Below are 2,153 nucleotides of genomic sequence, written 5' to 3' on the forward strand. Positions count from 1 at the left end.
ATCCGCGGCTCTTTCCGTCGGGCCATAGGGGGTCTCCTTCTTCCCTACTATGCCCCGCCACACACGAAATTCCTGACAGTCCCCACCGGGGGCGGCCTGAACTCCAAGCCGCACATGGCCCCGGACGGGCAGGGTCGTCCACTTGTCATGCGGCTCTCCAAAGGTCAGATGAGCGATCGCTGCCGTCAGGCCCTGACCGCCCGCGGCACCGAAGCCTGTATGCCGTCACGCCGTGGCCGCAAGCGGCGCATCCCGCATGACAGGAAGCTCTAGCGCCAGCGGCGCCGCATCGAAAACATGTTCGGCAGGCTCAAGGGTTCGCGGCACTGCCTTGGACCGCCGCATCGCCATGCGCTATGGCCGATGCGCCCACACCTTCATGTCTGCCATCTGCCTCGCAGCCACTGTCCTCTCCTGGATCAATGAGGCCTGAACCTAATCAGGGTCCACATCAGGCGCTTCAACCTAGTCTCGACAGGCCGTTGGAATAGCAGCTGCCCCGCCAGCCACCCTTTTATCCCGATCTCGTGTCCAACCAGCCTCCAATAAAGACTTATCTAGTCTAATTTAGGGCCATACATCTATCCATAGAGGATAAGAACCCGAATCCTTTACCTCTTGACCTTCTACCAATCATGGTCGAGTTGCACAGTGTCAGAAAGGAGAAGATCAATGTATGGCGGGGAAGAAATGAATATCACCTCCATGATTTCGGAGCGAGAGGCTGAACGGTATTTACTGCATTCGCGGCATCTGAACGAACAGATGGTGCGCATGTTGAAGGCGATTGGCTATGACGTCGGCTTCAAGCGCGGACAGGGCCCCTATCTCTATGATCGCGAGGACCAGCAGTATCTTGATCTTCTGAGCGGGTTCGGCGTTTTCGCGCTTGGTCGCAATCATGCCGCAGTACGCAAAGCTCTCAAGGCTGTCCTTGATGCCGATCTCCCTAATCTTGTTCAGATGGATGTCTCTATCCTTGCCGGGATACTTGCTGAGCGACTGCTACGTTATGCGCCTTATCTCGGCAATGCTTTCTTTGCCAATTCTGGTGCGGAGGCAGTGGAAGCGGCGATCAAGTTCGCACGAGGCGCGACGGGCAGGCCGGGCATAGTTTTTGCCGAGCACGCCTTCCACGGACTGACTTATGGAGCCCTATCCTTAAATGGAGACACCAACTTTCGAGCCGGCTTCGAGCCGATGTTGCCTGACTGCGTGGCGGTGCCATTCGATAACTTGGGTGCCCTTGAACAGGTGCTCTCCACACGCGGCATGGCAGCCTTTATTGTTGAGCCAATCCAGGGAAAAGGAGTCCATATACCTTCTGATGGCTACTTGGCAGCCGCTGCGACTCTCTGCAAAAAATATGGCACTCTCCTCGTCGCAGACGAAATTCAAACTGGACTGGGCCGGACAGGCCGCTTTCTAGCAGTCGAACACTGGGGCGTGGAGCCCGATATGGTACTTCTCGCCAAAGCTCTCTCGGGCGGGCACATACCGGTCGGGGCGGTGCTCACACGCAAATGGATCTTTGACAAGATCTTCAACCGGATGGATCGTGCTGTGGTGCACGGCTCAACGTTCTCAAAGAACGACCTTGCCATGGCGGCCGGGCTAGCGACGCTTGAAGCACTCGAGGCAGAAGATTGCATTGGAAACGCCGCTCGTCAGGGCGAGCGGTTGCTTGCTTTCTTCAAAGGCATGATTGGGCGCCATGAGTTCGTAAAGGATGTTCGCGGCAAAGGACTGATGATCGGCATTGAGTTCGGTCGGCCACAGTCCATGAAGCTAAGAGCTGCATGGAATATGATCGAGGCAGTGAACGTTGGTCTCTTTTGCCAGCTAATCACTCTGCCCTTGTTCAAGGAGCATAAGATCCTCAGCCAGGTTTCTGGCCATGCGAGCCACACTATCAAGCTACTCCCGCCTTTAGTTATCTCGGACGCCGATTGTGACTGGATCGAGCGTGCTTTCGAGGCAGCAGTATCCGACAGCCATCGCGTTCCGGGCGCCGCATGGTCTCTAGGGAAGGCGCTTGCAGGTCATGCGATGAAAGCCAGCTAGGAAGCCAGGTTCAGGCCTCATTGATCCGGAAGAGGGCGGCGGCTGCGAGGCAGATGGCGGACATGAAGGTGTGGGCGCAGCGGCCATAG

General features: G+C 56.9%; 1 protein-coding gene and 1 pseudogene. Both read left to right on the forward strand.

The genetic code is table 11. The features are described from left to right. Nucleotides 1-273, forward strand: a pseudogene (locus EBE87_RS30215) (hypothetical protein); the annotation flags it as partial. 417 nt (nt 274-690) lie between these two features. Further along, on the forward strand, nt 691-2,064 hold the full coding sequence (locus EBE87_RS28135; protein ID WP_199708200.1) for an aspartate aminotransferase family protein: 1,374 nt from the start codon (nt 691-693) through the stop codon (nt 2,062-2,064). Nucleotides 2,065-2,153 lie beyond the last annotated feature (89 nt).

This window comes from Teichococcus wenyumeiae (assembly GCF_003696345.1).
Classification (GTDB): Bacteria; Pseudomonadota; Alphaproteobacteria; order Acetobacterales; family Acetobacteraceae; genus Pseudoroseomonas; species Pseudoroseomonas wenyumeiae.